Origin of the sequence: Bacillus cereus group sp. BfR-BA-01408 (genome assembly GCF_022663305.1) — a bacterium.
Taxonomy (GTDB): domain Bacteria; phylum Bacillota; class Bacilli; order Bacillales; family Bacillaceae_G; genus Bacillus_A; species Bacillus_A pacificus.
This window is the reverse complement of the sequence record NZ_JAKUFF010000335.1, coordinates 1-218: the sequence shown is the minus strand read 5'-3', so window position 1 is coordinate 218 and position 218 is coordinate 1. Positions and strand designations below refer to the sequence as shown.

Sequence of the window (218 nt, the reverse complement as noted above, 5' to 3'; positions counted from 1 at the left end):
CGGATAAAAGCTACCCCGGGGATAACAGGCTTATCTCCCCCAAGAGTCCACATCGACGGGGAGGTTTGGCACCTCGATGTCGGCTCATCGCATCCTGGGGCTGTAGGCGGTCCCAAGGGTTGGGCTGTTCGCCCATTAAAGCGGTACGCGAGCTGGGTTCAGAACGTCGTGAGACAGTTCGGTCCCTATCCGTCGTGGGCGTAGGAAATTTGAGAGGA

At 58.3% G+C, this 218-nt stretch carries 1 rRNA gene; it reads left to right on the top strand.

What is annotated here, in order from left to right:
• A 23S ribosomal RNA gene (locus MR083_RS27535) occupies positions 1-218 on the top strand; the annotation flags it as partial.